This window comes from Paraburkholderia kururiensis, assembly GCF_034424375.1.
Classification (GTDB): Bacteria; Pseudomonadota; Gammaproteobacteria; order Burkholderiales; family Burkholderiaceae; genus Paraburkholderia; species Paraburkholderia kururiensis_A.
Map to the genome: position 1 here is coordinate 1,564,296 of NZ_CP139965.1, position 17,793 is coordinate 1,582,088.

A 17,793-nucleotide genomic window follows, 5' to 3' on the forward strand; every position below is an offset into this window, starting at 1 on the left:
CTCACACAGCAACCCAGCGGAAAACTCACGCGATGCCGATCATCGAAACGAAGCTCAATCCGCGCTCGGACGACTTCCGGGCCAATGCCGCTGCGCTCGAAGCGCTCGTGGCCGACCTGCGCGAGAAGGTGGGCAAGCTCGCGCTCGGCGGCGGCGAGGCGGCGCGCGACAAGCATGTGGCGCGCGGCAAGCTGCTGCCGCGCGAGCGCATTGCGCAACTGCTCGATCCGGGCACGCCGTTTCTCGAACTCTCGCAGCTCGCCGCATACGGCATGTATCACAACGAGGCGCCGGGCGCGGGCATCATCACGGGCATCGGGCGCATTGCGGGCCAGGAATGCGTGATCGTCTGCAACGACGCCACCGTGAAAGGCGGCACGTACTATCCGGTCACGGTGAAGAAGCACGTGCGCGCGCAGGAAATCGCTGCGGAAAACCGGCTGCCGTGCGTCTATCTGGTGGACTCGGGCGGCGCGAATCTGCCGAACCAGGACGAAGTGTTTCCCGACCGCGACCACTTCGGCCGCATCTTCTACAACCAGGCGAATCTCTCGGCGGCGGGCATTCCGCAGATCGCAGTGGTGATGGGCTCGTGCACGGCGGGCGGCGCCTACGTGCCGGCGATGAGCGACGAGTCGATCATCGTGAAGAACCAGGGCACGATTTTCCTGGGCGGCCCGCCGCTCGTGAAGGCTGCAACGGGCGAGGAAGTGAGCGCCGAAGACCTGGGCGGCGGCGACGTGCACACGCGCCTGTCCGGCGTGGCCGACCATCTCGCGCAGAACGACGCGCATGCGCTCGCCATTGCGCGCAGCATTGTGGGCAACCTCAATCGCTCGAAGCCCGCCGGGCTCGCGTTGAAAGAGCCGCTGCCGCCGCGCTACGACGCAAAGAGCCTCTACGGCGTGATTCCTGCCGATACGCGCAAGCCCTTCGACGTGCGCGAGGTGATTGCGCGCATCGTGGACGACTCGGCCTTCGACGAATTCAAGGCCCGCTACGGCACCACGCTCGTCACCGGCTTCGCGCACATCTGGGGGCACCCCGTCGGCATCGTCGCGAACAACGGCATCCTGTTTTCCGAGTCGGCGCTGAAGGGCACGCATTTCATCGAGCTGTGCTGCCAGCGCAAGATTTCGCTCGTGTTCCTGCAGAACATCACGGGCTTCATGGTGGGCCGCAAATACGAGAACGAGGGCATTGCGCGCAACGGCGCCAAGATGGTCACGGCCGTGGCCACGGCGAAGGTGCCGAAGTTCACGGTGATCATCGGCGGCTCGTTCGGCGCGGGCAACTACGGCATGTGCGGGCGTGCCTACTCGCCGCGCTTTCTCTGGATGTGGCCCAACGCGCGCATCTCCGTGATGGGCGGCGAGCAGGCCGCATCGGTGCTCGCCACGGTGAAGCGCGACGGCATCGAAGCGAAGGGCGGCGCGTGGAGCGCGGAAGAGGAAGAAGCGTTCAAGCAGCCCATTCGCGATCAATACGAGCGCCAGGGCCACCCGTACTACGCGAGCGCACGCCTGTGGGACGACGGCGTAATCGATCCGGCACAGACGCGCGACGTGCTGGGCCTCGGCCTTGCCGCCGCGATGAACGCGCCCGTGGAAGAGACGCGCTTCGGCGTGTTCCGCATGTGATGGCGCATGTGACGACCGATGTGACGGAGAAGCGGCGATGCAATACGAAACTCTCGGCGTAGCGTTCGCGGACCACGTAGCCACGGTCACGCTGAATCGCCCCGACGTGCGCAATGCGTTCAACGAAAAGATGATCGCGGAACTCACGTCCGTGTTCGGCCTGCTCGACACGCGCGACGACGTGCGCGCCGTCGTGCTGACTGCAAACGGCAAGGCGTTCTGCGCGGGCGCGGACCTCAACTGGATGAAGAAGATGGCCGGCTTTTCCGACGAGGAAAACCGCGCCGACGCACTGCGTCTCGCCCAGATGCTCGCGGCCATCTACCGCTGCCGCAAGCCCGTGATCGCCCGCGTGAACGGAGACGCCTACGCGGGCGGCATGGGGCTGATCGCGGCGTGCGACATCGTCGTGGCCGTGGAGACGGCGCGCTTTTGTCTCTCCGAAGCGCGGCTCGGGCTCATGCCGGCCACCATCGCGCCGTACGTGATCCGCGCGCTCGGCGAGCAGGCCTCGCGCCGCTACTTCACGACGGCCGAAGCGTTCGACTGCGCCACGGCGCTGCGGCTCGGCTTCGTCGGCGAAGCGGTGCCCGAAGACAAGCTCGACGCCACCGTGCGCCAGATTGCCGATTCGCTCGTCACCAACAGCCCGAACGCCGTGCGCGAGTGCAAGCGGCTCGTGCAGGACGTGGCGGGCCGCGCGATCGACGAAGCGCTGATCGAAGACACGGCCACGCGCATCGCACGCATTCGCGCGAGCGACGAAGGCCGCGAGGGCGTGGCGTCGTTTCTCGAAAAGCGCACGCCGGCGTGGCGCGCGGCTTGAGAGCCACCCCGGCTTTCATGTTGCGGCGGATTCAATGACGCCGCCGAATTGACCGAACGCGCGCGGGCGCCGCAAGCGCACCCGCGTCGACTTCACAACTACACCAGGCAGCACGACCCTGCTCCAGCGAGACAGCTCATGTTCAACAAGATCCTGATAGCGAACCGCGGCGAGATTGCGTGCCGCGTCGCCGCCACGTGCAGGCGGCTCGGCATCGCCACCGTCGCCGTGTATTCGGACGCCGATGCCGGCGCAAAACACGTGGCCGCCTGCGACGAGGCCGTGCACATCGGCGGCTCGGCCGCGGCCGAAAGCTATCTGCGCATCGAACGCATCATCGAGGCCGCGCGCGCCACCGGCGCCGAGGCGATCCATCCGGGCTACGGCTTTCTGTCCGAGAACGAGGACTTCGCGAGCGCCTGCGAGCAGGCCGGCATCGTGTTCATCGGGCCGCCGGTGGAAGCCATTGCCGCGATGGGGTCGAAGGCCGCGGCCAAGGCGCTCATGCAGGCGGCGGACGTGCCGCTCGTGCCGGGCTACCACGGCGACGACCAGGACCCGGCGCTGCTGCAACGCGAGGCGGATCAGATCGGCTACCCCGTGCTGCTGAAGGCCAGCGCGGGCGGCGGCGGCAAGGGCATGCGCGTAGTGGACCGGCACGAGGACTTCGCCGCGGCGCTCGCTTCGTGCAAGCGCGAGGCGGCCGCCAGTTTCGGCAACGACCGTGTGCTGATCGAAAAATATCTGACGCGGCCCCGTCACGTCGAAGTGCAGGTCTTCGCAGACCGCCACGGCCACACGGTCTATCTGTTCGACCGCGATTGTTCGGTGCAGCGGCGGCATCAAAAGGTGCTCGAGGAAGCGCCCGCGCCGGGGCTTGCCGCCGAGGTGCGTCGGGCGATGGGCGAGGCCGCGGTGGCCGCCGCGCGCGCGGTGGGCTACGTGGGCGCCGGCACGGTCGAGTTCATCATGACCGGCAGCGGCGCGTTCTATTTCATGGAAATGAACACGCGCCTTCAGGTGGAACACCCGGTCACGGAAATGGTGACGGGCCTCGACCTCGTGGAGTGGCAACTGCGCGTGGCGGCCGGCGAGCCGCTGCCGCTGCGCCAGGACGAACTGACGTGCACGGGCCACGCCATCGAGGCGCGCATCTACGCCGAGCATCCGGCGCGCGGTTTTCTGCCTTCGACGGGTACGCTCAAGCATTTGCGCATGCCGCAGGGCGCGGCGTTCACGCTGGGCACGGCGGGCGAGCGCGCGGCGGTGCGCATCGACAGCGGCATTCGCGAAGGCGACACCATCACGCCGTTCTACGACCCGATGATCGCGAAGCTGATCGTCTACGGCGCCACGCGCGACGAGGCGTTGGCCCGCATGAAACGCGCGCTCGAAGCGTGCGAGGTGGTGGGGCCGCACACCAACGTCGAGTTCCTGCAACGCCTCGTGACGAGCCATCCGTTCATGACGGGCGAGCTCGATACGGGCCTGATCGAACGCCATGCCGATTCGCTGTTCGGCGCGCACGACAAGCCGGTGCGCGAAGCACTGGCGTTGGCCTGTGCAGCGTTGCTCACGCGCGAAGGCGGCGCGCCGCAGGGCCGCTCGCCGTGGGATGCGCTTTCGCACTGGCGGCTCAACGGCGCTTACACGCAAAAGCTCGCGTGGCGCGATCCCGAAGGGGAGGCCGCCTTCGACGTCGTCTTCTCACGCGACGGCGACACGCAAACGCTGCACTACGGCGGCAAGACCGAGCCGTACCGCTGGTGGCGCGGCGAGGGCGCGCATGAGTACGGCGCGACCATTGGCGACGGCGGGAGCGAAGTGCGTACGACAGGCCGCGTTTTCGCCGACGGCGACGTGTTCCACGTCTTCTGCAACGGCGCGGCGCTGGCATTCGAGTGGCAGAACCTGCTCGCGCATGCCGCGGACGCGGAGCACGGCGAAGGGCGCCTCACCGCGCCGATGCCGGGCAAGGTGATCGCGGTGCTCGTGGAGCCGGGCGCGATAGTCGAGAAGGGCGCGCCGCTCATCGTGATGGAAGCGATGAAGATGGAGCACACCATCGGCGCGCCGGCCGCCGGCAAGGTGACCGAAGTGCTCTACGGCGTAGGCGATCAGGTGGCGGACGGCGCGCAGTTGCTGGTGATGGAAGCGCAGTAAGGGCGCGGTGAGGCGCGGGGCGGCAGGGGCGTGCGCACAGCGGAGGCCGGCCGGGGCATGCGCCTTGGAAAATGGCGGCTTGCCGTTTCCTCGCGGCCTGGCCCTGCGTCCGCCGATGAAGGCCGTCGCGCGTCGTGGCGAAGCCGGCGGTGAAGGAGATGTGAAGCGGGCAGCGAAGTGGTCTGCAAAGCAAAACGCCGGTTTTGACGCATGGCGATGAAGGCCCGCAGCGCGACGAGGCGAGTGTCGAAGTCAGGTGCAATGCTGCGTATCAGGGAGCGCCCACCTGCGGCCGGCATTACGCGAGGTGTGGATAGCCGGCCCCTTCGGCCTCTTGCTCGAGCGTCACGATGCGGTCATAAGCGTGCGCGGGCGGCACCGAAAAACCCTTCAAATGCAGCGCCCGCGCGCGGTCCGGATCGGCTTGCAGCGCGATGTCCAGTGCACCGCGCAGGCTCTCGATCAATGCAGCCGGCACCGTGCGCGCGGCCACGAGCGGGAGCCCCGGTGCGGGCGCGGTCCAGCCGATGCCGCGCACCGCGGCGGCCAGCGCCGGCAATCCGTCCTGCACGAAGGCGAAGGTCACGCAGTCGATTGCGGTCACGTCTGCGCGGCCTTCCGCCAGCGCCTGCAACGAAGCGAGGTGCGACCCCGTCTGGAGCACCGAGCCGAAGAAGCGACCGCCACGTGCGAGCGGGGCCACAGCGTGCCGGAACAGGTTCATGCCGCTGTTCGAATCGTCCTGATTGAACGCGGCGCGCGCGCCGCGACACGCTTCGAGCGACGGATAAGGCGCGTCGACGCGTACCACGAGCACGCTGCGGTAGGAGAGGCCGTCGCAGCCCGGCGCATCGAAGTGCGGCGTCGCGACCACTTGCACCGCGCCTGCAAGCGAATGCATGAGCGGATAGCCGCACGTCTGCGCGAGCAAGAGACGGTCGTCGCGCCAGAGTCCGTAGAGGTCGCTGCCGCGGTCTTCGATGCGCGCGCCGGGCGCCGCCACGCGCAGCGTATCGGCGAGCAGCGCGCGCCAGTGCGAGGCCAGCACGGGCGTGACGTTATACATCGGCAGCGATGCAATCCAGTTCATGCGGGCGATTCTGGCACATCCACTGGCGAGGTGCGCCGGGGAGTCGTGATGGACGGGCGGCACCGGCTCGAGTTCGCGCGAAAGCGGAAGGTATTTCACCCGGCTCTTTGGCCCGGCGCAGGCAGGGGGTTTGCGCAAGGAAGACGGCAAAGCTGTCGCGAACCGGAAGGGACACGCATCCCCCATAACTCCCCGCCGCCATCCCCAATCAGGGGGATACAGCGCACCACGGCGCGCAAGGTAGGCTTGCACGTCAAGCCACCGGGGAGTGCGATGAGCGCCTACGTCTATGCCGATTCCGAGAAGCCAACGTCGGCGGGTTCTCCGTACACCCCACGGATGACATCGAGGCGTCGAATAGCCTATGCCCTGGTCGGCACGTTCATCGGCTTGATGACGACCTTTCCCAACGCACTCACCAACGTCAACCTCGGGACCATCTCGGGCTCGCTCGGCCTGTATACGGCCGAAGCGAGCTGGCTTCCCGCGCTCTATTTCGGCATGAACGCGAGCGCGAACCTCACGTTGGTCAAGGCGCGCGCGCAATTCGGCATTCCACTGGTCACACAGGGATTGCTGGTCCTCTACGCGCTCGTCGCTGCGCTGCAATTGCTGCTGCCCGGCTTTCCCATGGCGGTTGCAGCGCGCATCGCCAACGGCCTCGAAACGGGCGCGCTGACCAGTCTTTCCATCTACTACTTCCTCGTGATCATGTCGGCGAAGCACCGTCCGCTGGCGGTCATCGTCGGGATCAGCCTGACGCAGTTCGGTACGCCGCTGGCGCGTCTGATACCGGTGGAGCTATTGAGCGCGCGTGGCTGGCAGGGCATGCATTGCATCGAACTGGCCGTCCCGCTCGCGATACTGGCCGCGATTCTGCTCGCGCCCTTGCCGCCCAGCGACCGGGCACGCTCATTCGAGCCGATCGACTTCGTCAGCATCGCGCTGCTGGTGCCCGGCGTCGTGCTCGGCTGCGAAGTGCTGGGCCTCGGACGCTCGGTCTGGTGGCACGACACGCCCTGGTTGGGCCGCATGCTGGCCGCCTGCGTGTTGCTGCTCGCCATCGGCATCGGTATCGAGGCCAACCGCAAGCGGCCCCTGCTCGAACTGAAGTGGCTGTCCACGATCAATATCGCCCGCTTCGTCGGCATCGCGCTGCTGATGCGACTCGCTCTCGCGGAGCAGACCTTCGGTTCGGTCGGATTGCTGTCGGCCGCCGGCCTCGACAACGACCAGCTGCACATGCTGTTCGTCCTGGTGGCGATGGCGATGGTGGCCGGCATGGTCGTGAGCGCGCTGACCTTGAGCGAAGCCCGGCTGCCTTATCACGTCATGCTGGCGGCACTCTGCATTGCCGCAAGTGCGTGGCTCGACAGCCATGCCAACAACCTGACGAGACCGGAACAGCTCTACCTCAGCCAGGCGTTGATCGGCTTCGGCACCACGCTCTTCATCGGCCCGGCCATGTTGTACGGATTCATCCAGATGCTGCGCACAGGTCGCGATCACTACATCACGCTGGTCGTCGTCTTCAGCATCACGCAGAACGTCGGCGCGCTCGCCGGCTCGGCCATGATGGGCAGCTACCAGATTGAACGTGCTCACGTGCATAGCGACGACCTGGCGGCTCAAGCGGCGATCGGCGATCCCGCCGTGAGCAGCCGTCTTTCGGCGGGCGCCGCCGCCGTAGCTCCCGTGATGAGCGACCCGACGATGCGCGCTGCCGAAGGCGGCGCGCTGCTGAACCAGTCGATATCCGGCGAGTCGTCCGTGCTCGCCTACGACGACGTGTTCCGTCTGCTGGCGTGGCTTGCTGCCGGCACGGCGGGCGCGGTCGCGCTTTCGCTGTTCTTCAATCACCTACGCCAATCCGCCCGACAGGTGCAGCCATGACATCTCCGCCAACGACGCCCGCCACATGGGCGCCGCCCCATCGGCGCTTCTGGGTAACGGCCTTCGTCGCGGTCATCGCGCTGACCGTCCTGCTCGCCATCGCTTACGCGTGGGGCTGGTTTTCACTGCACAGCGAAACGACGGAAGACGCCTATGTGCGCGGGCGCACCACAGTTATCGCACCGCAGGTCAGTGGCTATGTCGCCAAGGTAACGGTGCACGACTACGAGCGCGTGCAGGCAGGCGAGGTACTGGTTCGCATCGACGACAGCAGCTATCGCGCTCGGGTCGAACAAGCCCTGGCCGCCCTGCAGGCAGCGGAAGACAATCTCGCCAACAACGCGCAGGCGCATGCTTCGAGCGAAGCCGCCTTGAAGAGCCAGGACGCGGGCATACTCAACGCCCAGGCCCAACTGGCCAAGGCAAAGGCCGACATGGCTCGCATATCGAAACTGGTCGCCGACGGCTCCGTGTCTTTGCGCGAGCGCGACCAGGCCGTGGCCGCGCTCGCACTGGGCGAGGCGCAATTGCGGCAGACACAGGCCGCGCGAGAACAGGCGCGGCAAGCCATTCTGACGGTCGAAACGGCGCGCCTCAGCCTGCAGGCCGCCATCGCCGAGGCCAGGGCACAACTGGATGCCGCCCAGATCGATCTGGGCCACACCGTGATCCGGGCACCGGAGAGCGGACAGTTGGGCGAAATCGCTGTGCGGCTGGGCCAGTACGTGACGAACGGCACGCAACTCATGGCGGTGGTGCCCGACGAACGCTGGATCATCGCCAACTACAAGGAAGCGCAAACCGCGCACATGAGCGTCGGCCAGCCGGTGAGCTTCACGGTCGACGCGCTCGACGGCGCGCGGTTGCAGGGACATGTGGAACAGATCTCGCCAGCGGCGGCCAACGAGTTTTCCGTGCTCAAGCCGGACAATGCGACCGGCAACTTCGTCAAGGTGCCGCAACGCATCGGCGTGCGCATTACCGTCGATCCGCACCAGGATCTCGCAGCGCGTCTGCGCCCCGGGATGTCGGTCGTCACGGAGGTCGACACGCATGCCGCGGCTCGGCGCGACCACTCCACCGACACGCAGCGCCGCTCATGATACGTCGCCGTTTTATCGTCTTGATCGGTGCCGCACTGGCCGGTTGCGCGGGTCCGCGCAGGCCGGCGCCGGCCGGATCGGGCGTTCAGGCGCCGCAGGCCTGGCGCACGCCGACCAACGCCGGCACGAGCACACTGCGGCTCGACTGGTGGAAGTCGTTCGGCGATGCCACGTTGAACGCTCTGGTCGATGAAGCGATGTCGCACAACGACGATATTGCGCTGGCCGCGGTCAATGTCGAAGAGGCGCGAGCCCAGCTTGCCTATGCGCAGGCGCAACGTATGCCGAACGTGCAGTTCGGCGCCGATGGCGGTCGCGAACGCAACGTCAATCCGGGATTCGGCGTCCCCGAGGAACAGGCCGCCGGCGAGGCGCTGATCCAGGCCAGCTATGACCTCGATCTGTTCGGCAGACTGAAGGCCAGCAGCGCGGCTGCACGCGCCTCGCTCCTCGCCACCGAGGACGCGCGGCAGACCGTGCGGCTGGGGGTGGCCGCCACCGTCGCGACCAGCTACTTCACGTTGCTCTCGCTCGACGCCCAACTGGCGATCGTGCGGCAGACCCTTCAGGTGCGACGCGACGAACTCCATATCGAGCAGCATCGCTTCGATGCCGGTTATTCAACGGCACTCGACCTGACCCGTGCGCAAGCGGAGGTGGAATCCACCGTGCAACGGCTGCCCGGCCTCGAGCTTGGCATGGCTCGCGCGGAAGACAGCTTGAGCCTGTTGCTGGGTCGCGTACCCGGCGCGGTCGCGCGCCCGCGCCGCTTCGAGCAACTGACGCTGCCGGAGATTCCGGTCGCGTTGCCGTCCGTCGTGTTGCGCAGCCGCCCCGACATTGCAGCGGCCGAAGCGCGCCTTGCCGCAACCGACCACACACTCGATGCCGCGCGCGCCGCCTTTCTGCCGGATATCCGGTTGTCTGCAATGGGCGGCTTTGTCGGGTCTACGCTGGTCGATGCGAGCCCTGTCAGCGTCTGGTCGATTGGCGGCAGCATTCTCGCGCCGCTGCTCGACGCGGGCCGGCTGCGATCGCAGGAAGACGTCGCCACCGCGCGTCGCGACGAAGCCGCTTTCGCCTATCGCAAGACGGTCATGCAGGCGTTTCGCGAGGTGGAGGACAACCTGGCCGCCACGGCGAAATATCGGGAACAGTACGAATCGCTATCCCGCACGCGCGACATCCTGCAACGTGCTTTCTCGCTTGCCAGCAGCCGATACCGCGAAGGCTATGCCACTTACCTCGACCAGCTGGACGCGCAGCGCAATCTGCTTTCCGCCGAACTGTCGCTGGTGCAGTCGCGCCAGGATCGTTTCGATGCTGCGGTCAGCCTGATACAGGCGCTGGGCGGCGGCTGGGCGCCCGACACGCAACGTCAGGCGGCGCGAGACGGATGATTCACTTCACGAGCGGCGAGCGCATCTCCTGAAACGCGGCGGGGCTTCCTGATGTGAGGAAGCCCCGCTGTTTTACCGACCACACGTTGCACGTTGCACGGCAAACCCGGGACCGAACGTCAGTCCCAGGCTGCCCGTTCGTCAAATGAAGTTTTCGGTCATCATCTCCCACACTTCGCCGCCCTTGCCGTGCAGGACCGCCTTGGCCGTATACAACGCCATGCCGATTGCAGGTTCCAGGGCGACGAAAGGCGGCATCACCAGTTCCATCGCGTTGACCTTGACGTCGAGCAGCGCCGGACCGGGCTGTGCCAGCCAGTCGACCACCGCGGCCTCGATGTCTTCCGCCTTGTCCACACGCCGGCCCCACAGTCCCACGGCTTTCGCCACGTCGCCGAAATCCGGATTCTGCAAATGCGTGAAGGTGTTGAGCATGCCTTCGGCCTTCTGCTCGATTTCCACGAAGCCGAGTTTTCCGTTGTTGAAGACCACCACCTTGATCGGCAACTGCTGCTGAACGATCGTCAACAGGTCGCCGAGCAGCATGCTGAAACCGCCGTCGCCGCACAAGGCGATGACCTGCCGCCCGGGTTGGCACTTTTGCAGCCCGATGGCAGAAGCCATGCCGCTCGCCATGGTTCCGTGCAAGAGGCTGGCAAAGAAGCGGCGCTTGCCGTTTGCACGCATATGACGCAAGGCCCACACGACGGGCGTGCCGTCATCGCAGGCGAAGAGTGTGTCCTCGGCGGCATACGTGTCGATCAGTTCGGTGACGTGGATACCGGACAAGCCGCTGTGATATCCCGGTCGGGCATGTTCGCGGGCGGCCCGCTCGCCGTCCAGGTAACGCATCACGAGTGTGTCGCGAAACTCGGTGCTCTCGTGCTGTACCAGGCGCGGCAGCAATGCGGCCAGCGTATCCTTGATGTCGCCCACCACGCCGACCTCTACCGGATGCCGACGGCCGATATGATCGGAGTCGATATCGATCTGCACGATCCTGGCCTTCGACGGGTAGAACTGGCTCCACGCGAAATCCGCACCGAGCAGCAGCAACGTGTCGCATTGCAGGACCGCCTTGTAGCCCGCTTCGTTGCCGATCAGTCCGGTCATCCCGATGTCGTACGGGTTGTCGGGCTGCAGTGCATCCTTGGCACGCGAGGTGCGGGCAATCGGCGCGTTCAGGCGCGATGCGGTCGCCATGATTTCCGCGTGCGCGCCCATGCAGCCCGAGCCGCCGTAGATCGTGATGTTGCCGCCCGTGTTGAGGATGGCCGCAATGCGGTCAAGCTCTTCATCATTGGGCCGGATGACCGGCTTGCTCACATGCACGCTAAACGGCAATTCGTCGACCGCATCTTCGCGCGAGACGTCGGCCGGGACGATCAGCACCGCCACGCCGCGTTTGGTCAACGCGGCCTGACACGCGGCGACGGTCTTGCGCCGCGCCTGATCGGACGAATAAATCATGTCGCAATAGACGCTGCACTCGCCATAGACTTTCTTGAAATCGACCTCCTGCACCGACTGGAAGCCGAGATCCTTGCGAATCAACTGGCTGGCAATGAGGATCACCGGCGCCCGGTTGCGATGGCCGTCGTACAAGCCGTTGATGAAGTGCAAACTGCCAGGACCGCAGCTCCCCGCACACGCGACCAACCCGCCCGTAAGCTGGGCCTCGGCGGATGCGGCAAACGCGCCCGCTTCTTCATGGCGCATGGTGATCCATTCGATATGGCTTTCGGTAATCGACTCCGCAATCCGGTTCAGCGTATCGCCGACGATGCCGTAGCAGCGCTCGACGCCGGCAGACTCCAGGACTTCGACAATGACATCCGCTACCTTCTTGCTCATGTTCAGCCTCCGGTTTGTCGGCCTCCGTCCGCTTGATTCATCAAAAAAGCGGAAGGTCCGGTTCTGCCCGATCTGGAAAGATGGGTTCCCGTCTTCACAGGAACGTGTGCGCACTGCTCGAACGACTATCGCACGCAGACCCAGGCGGCCCTATCCCCCGGATGGGGGCAAGCTTCGGTAGCGCGTTGTCTATCGCGCGTCATTCTTGATGATGCCCTCGGCAATCGCGAGACGCACGATGTCGGCGTTGCTGCGCAGCCCAAGCTTTTGCATGAGTCGTGTCTTGTGCGTGCTGATCGTTTTCGCACTGAGCGAAAAACGTTCCGCGATCTCGGTGACGGAGGCGCCCGATGCGAGCAACCTGAACACTTCGAATTCACGGTCGCTGAGTGCGGACATCGTCTGCACCTCCGCGTCGAGCTTCGCGAACAGGAGGGCTTCCATGAGCGATGGATCGACGAACTTTCCTCCAGACGCCACTTTATGGATGGCCGTGATCAGGACGTCGGGGTCGCCGTCTTTCGTGAGGTAGCCATGAGCGCCGACGCGCAGCGCCCGCGTCGCCAACTCGGCTTCCGCATGCATGCTGAGAACGAGGATGCGTGACGCCGGCCGGATCGATGCAATCTGCTTGATCAGATCCACGCCATGGACACCGGGCATCGTCATGTCGAGCAGAACGACATCGACAGGGTTGGTGCCGAGCCATGCAAGCGCTTCCGCGCCGCTGCCTGCTTCTGCGACCACCACCAGATCGCGATCCGTCTCGCAAATGCGCCGCAGACCGCGACGCACGATCGCATGATCGTCGACGATAATGAGCCTGACCATTTTAAAAGGCTCCTGAAGGAATAATTAAACTCACAGTCGTGCCGAAACCGGGGGCACTTTTGATCGACAGACTGCCGCCACACATGCGCGCGCGTTCCCGCATGCTGAGCAAGCCGTATGACTGAGCTTCCAGCGAGGCATCGACGTCGAATCCGCATCCGTCGTCGATGATCGACATGCTCAACGTGCCATCCTCGTTCGACCAATACACCCTGACCGACCGTGCATGGGCATGACGAATGATATTGGTCAGCGCGCCTTGTGCCAGCCGGAATATCGCGGTGGCAACCATTTCGTCCAGCAACGGTACTTCACCGTGATGCTGAAATGCGCAGGCAATGCGGTTGCGCGCCGTAAAATCGGTCGTCAGCCATTTGAGCGCCGCCACGATTCCGTAGTCCAGAGCGACCGGGCGCAGTGCGTTCGAAACATTGCGCACAGTGGCAATCGTCCCGTCGATCATGTCGAGCATCTCGTCCGCGCTTCGCGTCGCGTCGGCAGGCGTAATCCCTGGGCGTTTCAGCAGAAACGCTTCGATCTTGAGCGCCGTGAGCGATTGACCTAATTGGTCGTGGACTTCGAGCGCAATTCGCTTGCGCTCTTCCTCGCGCGCGGATTCGAGGTAAGCCGACACGCCGCTGATCCGGCCACTCAGCGCCAATGCCTCCTCGGTCCGCTCCTCAGCACTCGCGCGCAATCTGGACTGGCGCACGAAATGAAGGGCGACCAGGGCGACCGCGAACACTAAAGCCGCCGTTGCACCCAGGTTCCAGGCGACGTCGCGCCACCATCGCGCCAGCAGATCGTCCCTCGATATCCCGACCATGACAAACACGGGAAAATTGGCCAACCTGCGGTAGCTATAGAGCCGGTTCACACCGTCCGCCGTCGATTGGACAAGAATGCTGCCGACCGGGCCCTCGGATCGATACGATTCGAACACCTGCCGGTTACTGATTGGACGTCCGCTCAACGCGTTATTCGATGGTCTGGAGAGAAACGTGTAATCGTCTTCGGAGTTGAGAAAGATCTTGTCTTCCTGGCCAATCGAAAGCGATCGATAAAATGTCTTGAATAGCTCGATATCGATGGTCACGAGTGCGACCCTGTGCGAACCGGAGCCCGTGGCGGGGATGCGCCGCATCATGGGAATCACGAGCTTTCCGGTCCATGGGCTCACCACAGGGCGGCGAATGCACGGATTTTCACACTCGAGTCCTGCCGACAGATTCAATGCGGATTTGGGTGGAGTCGCATCGTTATAGAGGGCGATCGAATCGGCATCTAAGGTAACAACACCTTTATCGGTGTCGACCACCGCGACAGAATCGATGCCGGGCATACGCCGCTTGATGGCCGAGATGGTGGATTCGAATGCGGAAGCGCCGCCGCTGGCCGGATAACGTGCTGCGTCGGCCACCGACGCAAGAACGAGCTGCGCCTGCAGGAACACGCCGTCAGCGTGTTGCGCCGCCAGCTTGGCCAGTTCCTCTCCGCGGTCGTGCATCGAGCGCAACTCTTCAAGTCGAACCGCCCAGTTGCGCCACCCTTCAATACCGAGCAGGCAAACGCAAAAAAGCGTGACGAAAAGTACGACCAGATAACCTTGCGGATAATGTTTGGACATTTAGTCGCCTGCAAGAAGAAGGCTGCCGGCGATTCGCGACATCGCGTTTCGAGTCGGTGCCGCTGCAAATGCAAGGTCACAGAACATTCTGCAACGCCTTCTGTGTACCCGCGACGTCCAATTGCCGACGCCAGAAGCGCATCAGCACCGCGCGTATCGCGTGGCTTTCGTCCGGCGACAGAAACATGTCTGCGTTCGGCACGACATCGTCATGTCTCACCAGTGCCGCGAAGCGCTGCTGACAGACGTTCAGCCTGTCGGTATCGACATCCAGACGCGCGGGAATCGAACCCTTCTCACGAGAGAAGTCGATTTGCACTCCTGGATCGGTCGCCACCTCGGCCAGCAGGTTCTGCGCTTTTATCTTTATCGGCTCATCCGTCTTCGGAAACACCCATACGTCGCCGCCAATCATTGCCGCCTGCACCGGCCCCGTGCCGATTCCGGTCAGGCATCCAAAGTCTTTTCCGGCAGATAAGCCTTTCGCAATGAATTCTCCTTCGGCCCAGTCCCCCATGAACTGCACCGCAGCGTGATTCGAGACGACCTGTCGCGTTGCATCGCTCCACGTGGATGCTTGCGGCGATAGCTCAGCGAGGTCTCTGATTTCGCGGAGGTAGGTCAGGACGCGAGTGAGTTCGGGAGAAGCCGCCAGTGCCACGTCATGATCCCGGTATAGCCGCAGGAACCGCTCTTTGCCTGCCACGCCAAGCAGCAAGCTATCGAAGATTATTTTGACTTCCCAGTCTTGCGGGCCTACAGCCACCGGGACGAAACCGTGGTCTCGTGCTTTACGCAAGTCCGCGATCAACTCGTCGATATTGCGAGGCGGCGAATCCACTCCGCTTTTCTTGAAAACCGGCCACGAGAAGAAAATCGCGCTGTAATTGTGGATGCCCAGCGGCACCGCATAGAAGTGGCCGTTGCGCCGGATGACACTTTGCACGTAGGCGGGAAAGACGTTCGCCCAATTGTTCCTGTTCGATACGGAATCAAGCCGCCGCAATTGTCCATCTTCGACCAACTGGTCGAACTGCCGCGAGATATTGAATTGCGCGACATCCGGTGACTGGCCGTCGCGCATGGACCGAATGGTCGTTTGCTCGGCGACGAGCGCGCCCGGTGCAATCTGCACGGTCAGTCGTCCGCCCGATGCGTTGAAGGCGTCCACAATGTGGTTCAACGCTGCCGATTCGGAGGGCGATGACCACCAGGTCAAGAGAGTGAGTTCCGATTCGTTGGACCGGTACCGCGAGACGGTATATGCCACCGCAACGCCAAGAACAGCTAGTGCCGCGACGACTGCCGCTGCTGCACGTCGAGTAGACAAGCGCTTCATATCATTTCACACGCCGGTCGGAAATCCGGGGCTTCGACGTCGACGCGTAGATCGTCGAACTGCGGCGGATGGCGGTCCGACCATTGAGACCAGCGCGGATCGTCATCCGGGGTAGGAATCGCCCTACCCGATATTTAAGGGAATTTTCCACGGCTGGCAGGCGAGTTGCTGATAGGCATGTCGTGGCAGCGGAACTAATATTTTTCCATGGTTAGGGAATTCAGAACGCGCCCTGTGTTGGTGCGTGCCGGCTCTGCATTGAGCATGTCGATCACCGAGTCAAGAGCTTACACGGAGCGCCGAATGATTTCTTTTCCTCCTTTCCAACTGGACTCCGACAACAAATGCCTCTGGAAGTCCACGGCGACTGGCGCCATGCACAGGCTGACATTGGCTCCGCGAGCCTTCGACATGCTCGAATTCCTGATACGGAATGCCGGCCGGCTGGTGACTCACGAAGGCCTGTTGACTGCATTGTGGCCCAATCAGTGGGTGCAGCCAGAAGTCATCAAAACGCACGTCAGGTCGATTCGCTCCGTTCTGGAGGACGATGCGAGGCAACCCCGGTTCATCGAGACGCATCGTAGCCGAGGGTATCGGTTCATTGCCGATATCGTATCGAGCGGGCCGGATCGACTTGTCGCGCCGGCACCCGCCGATATCGTCGTGATGTCAACGTCGGGCGCGCATGTTCCCGGCCGTCTGACGCTGCAGGAAATCGCTGCGCTGCTGGAACAGATTCCGGATGAGCCGTCTGCCGCGTGGGCGAGGGAGCATACGCATCGTGCCGACTCTTTGACGGTAGATTCGCTTACGCTCTGCGCACACGGCTTCCAGGCTGCTCGCCTGACGGTGGTGGTGAGCTATCTGCGCGACGATGCCGATATGGTTGTGCGCCCCGCAAGCGTACTTCATTGAAACCTTCGCCCCCGATCTTTCCGGACAAGGCTCACGAGCGGCCCTGCCATCGTCGCGCGCTCTCGCCGTATACCAGTCTGCGCACGCGATTCAGGTTGCCCAGCGGACGAAACGACGCTGGCGCGTTCCAGGGATTGAAAGCCATATCGGCGACGGCTTGTGCCTGGCGTCTGCCCTCGTCACTGTCGAGCGATCGGCGCGATATCGTCAACGTGGCGATATCGACCGGCGGAGAATCAGCTTCCTGCCACGGTACGGCGGCATCCTCGATGGGCGTACGTACTTCGTCAACGAAGCGCTGTAGCGCAAGACGAAAGACCACATCGCCCTTGCTCAACCGTTGCGCAAGTTCGTCACGCAGTGCATTTTCGCCGTCGAACTTTTTCGCGAGCGCCGAAGCGCCATGTGCCGGACACAATTCGAAGCGCACCGGCACAGCACCCCAAAGTATCGCTCCCCGACTCCAGAAGCGCTCCAGGGCGAGGCTTTCAGGAACTCGAGCGCCATGTCGCACATTGTCGAGCATGCGTCGGGCCTCGCTCTCGCCGAATCTCTGCGAGAGGCGCTCTGCAAACGTATCGCGCGGTCCTTGCGCAAGCACCGCGAAGTCGACAAATTGCGTCGCGTTTCGGGCGTGCGAAACGGGATAGTTCGTCATAAGAAGATCGTGCACGTGTTGCGATTCGGGCTCGCTCTGCTGCGGCTGCGACGCTCGGGCATCGGGCCAGAGTTTGATCGCGACACCCCGCATGTCCGGACTGTTGTCGGGTTGTGCGAACGGACTCGCGTTCGAAAACCGGACGGCCGCGCGCAACGTGGCCCCCGCACGAAAGTGCCCCACCTGGAATTCATCTGGCAGTGCTGCATCCACCACCAACACTGCGTCCGTCACGCCTGCGATCATCTTGGCGTGTAGCGTACGGTCCGCGTGTTCGCGCCGGGATGCTTTCCGATTGGCCTCCTGGATATCGAGCATCTTCCCGGCTAACTGAAGAAAGAGGGCGTTTTCCGCCTCCGGCGATCCACCGTCATAAGCTTCTTGCCAATTTCCGATGTCCATACTTCTTTCCTTTTGCGTGACCTGGTTTTGGGTTCAGCCGCATCGCGCG

General features: G+C 64.1%; 13 protein-coding genes. 7 read left to right on the forward strand and 6 right to left on the reverse strand.

From position 1 onward, the window contains the following. Positions 1 to 32 precede the first annotated feature (32 nt). The 3 genes from U0042_RS07055 (at position 33) to U0042_RS07065 (ending at position 4,629) form a co-directional block, all read left to right on the forward strand. On the forward strand, positions 33 to 1,640 hold the full coding sequence (locus U0042_RS07055) for a carboxyl transferase domain-containing protein (RefSeq protein WP_114815121.1): 1,608 nt from the start codon (positions 33 to 35) through the stop codon (positions 1,638 to 1,640). A 37-nt stretch (positions 1,641 to 1,677) separates the two neighbouring features. Further along, positions 1,678 to 2,466 carry an enoyl-CoA hydratase/isomerase family protein gene (locus U0042_RS07060; RefSeq protein ID WP_114815122.1) on the forward strand — a complete coding sequence of 263 codons (789 nt, stop codon included), beginning with the start codon at positions 1,678 to 1,680 and terminating at the stop codon, positions 2,464 to 2,466. A 138-nt stretch (positions 2,467 to 2,604) separates the two neighbouring features. Continuing rightward, entirely contained in the window at positions 2,605 to 4,629 is a 2,025-nt protein-coding gene (locus U0042_RS07065; protein WP_114815123.1) for an acetyl/propionyl/methylcrotonyl-CoA carboxylase subunit alpha, read from the forward strand. Between the two features lie 298 nt (positions 4,630 to 4,927). Here the strand turns inward: U0042_RS07065 and U0042_RS07070 are convergent, their stop codons facing one another. Continuing rightward, positions 4,928 to 5,719 (reverse strand): phosphate/phosphite/phosphonate ABC transporter substrate-binding protein, encoded by a 792-nt coding sequence (locus tag U0042_RS07070; protein ID WP_114815124.1) that lies wholly within the window; start codon positions 5,717 to 5,719, stop codon positions 4,928 to 4,930. A 48-nt stretch (positions 5,720 to 5,767) separates the two neighbouring features. Between U0042_RS07070 and U0042_RS07075 the strand changes: the two genes are divergently transcribed. From U0042_RS07075 to U0042_RS07085, 3 genes are read left to right on the forward strand one after another with little or no spacing between them, the layout of a single operon-like run. Continuing rightward, positions 5,768 to 7,612 (forward strand): MFS transporter, encoded by a 1,845-nt coding sequence (locus tag U0042_RS07075; RefSeq protein WP_232833620.1) that lies wholly within the window; start codon positions 5,768 to 5,770, stop codon positions 7,610 to 7,612. Continuing rightward, positions 7,609 to 8,715 carry an HlyD family secretion protein gene (locus tag U0042_RS07080; protein ID WP_114815126.1) on the forward strand — a complete coding sequence of 369 codons (1,107 nt, stop codon included), beginning with the start codon at positions 7,609 to 7,611 and terminating at the stop codon, positions 8,713 to 8,715. The genes U0042_RS07075 and U0042_RS07080 overlap by 4 nt, the downstream gene beginning before the upstream one ends. Further along, positions 8,712 to 10,115: an efflux transporter outer membrane subunit gene (locus tag U0042_RS07085; RefSeq protein WP_232833621.1), complete on the forward strand. Its 1,404-nt coding sequence runs from the start codon at positions 8,712 to 8,714 to the stop codon at positions 10,113 to 10,115. The genes U0042_RS07080 and U0042_RS07085 overlap by 4 nt, the downstream gene beginning before the upstream one ends. Positions 10,116 to 10,256: 141 nt before the next feature. On the opposite strand, the gene U0042_RS07090 is transcribed toward U0042_RS07085, so the two are convergent. The 4 genes from U0042_RS07090 to U0042_RS07105 all read right to left on the reverse strand — a co-directional run bounded on the left by U0042_RS07090 (position 10,257) and on the right by U0042_RS07105 (position 15,646). Further along, positions 10,257 to 11,969: a thiamine pyrophosphate-dependent enzyme gene (locus tag U0042_RS07090; RefSeq protein ID WP_114815127.1), complete on the reverse strand. Its 1,713-nt coding sequence runs from the start codon at positions 11,967 to 11,969 to the stop codon at positions 10,257 to 10,259. 189 nt (positions 11,970 to 12,158) lie between these two features. Beyond that, complete coding sequence (locus tag U0042_RS07095; protein ID WP_114815128.1) at positions 12,159 to 12,800, reverse strand: response regulator transcription factor; 642 nt, start codon at positions 12,798 to 12,800, stop codon at positions 12,159 to 12,161. Position 12,801: 1 nt separating this feature from the next. Next, a complete protein-coding gene (locus tag U0042_RS07100; protein ID WP_114815129.1) occupies positions 12,802 to 14,427 on the reverse strand; it encodes a histidine kinase in 1,626 nt (541 codons plus the stop codon). A 76-nt stretch (positions 14,428 to 14,503) separates the two neighbouring features. Beyond that, complete coding sequence (locus U0042_RS07105) at positions 14,504 to 15,646, reverse strand: ABC transporter substrate-binding protein (protein ID WP_157977918.1); 1,143 nt, start codon at positions 15,644 to 15,646, stop codon at positions 14,504 to 14,506. 423 nt (positions 15,647 to 16,069) lie between these two features. On the opposite strand from U0042_RS07105, the gene U0042_RS07110 reads away from it, so the two are divergent. Then, on the forward strand, positions 16,070 to 16,684 hold the full coding sequence (locus U0042_RS07110; RefSeq protein WP_157977919.1) for a winged helix-turn-helix domain-containing protein: 615 nt from the start codon (positions 16,070 to 16,072) through the stop codon (positions 16,682 to 16,684). 31 nt (positions 16,685 to 16,715) lie between these two features. Here the strand turns inward: U0042_RS07110 and U0042_RS07115 are convergent, their stop codons facing one another. Next, entirely contained in the window at positions 16,716 to 17,744 is a 1,029-nt protein-coding gene (locus U0042_RS07115) for a hypothetical protein (protein ID WP_114815132.1), read from the reverse strand. Positions 17,745 to 17,793 lie beyond the last annotated feature (49 nt).